1 pseudogene is annotated in these 218 nt (G+C 61.0%); it reads right to left on the reverse strand.

The features are described from left to right. A pseudogene (locus tag AF337_RS30240) lies at window positions 1-218 on the reverse strand (aminotransferase); the annotation flags it as partial.

Genomic DNA, 218 nt, shown 5'->3' on the forward strand with positions numbered 1-218 from the left:
GTGCAGCCTCGGCCGAACTCAGATCGGGAAGAAAGCCGGCGGCGGCGTCGCAATCGACCAATCGACGCCCGATCCCCAGCATCGACAGCGTCGTATCGTGATTGAAATAGAAGGGATTGGTCAGTGCTACGGTATCGCCGGCGCCCGCAAGCGCGATCGCTGCGCACATGAACGCCTGATTGCAGCCGGCGGTAATGTGGATATTACCGGCGGAAAGG

Source organism: Rhizobium ecuadorense (genome assembly GCF_001187535.1).
GTDB lineage: Bacteria > Pseudomonadota > Alphaproteobacteria > Rhizobiales > Rhizobiaceae > Rhizobium > Rhizobium ecuadorense.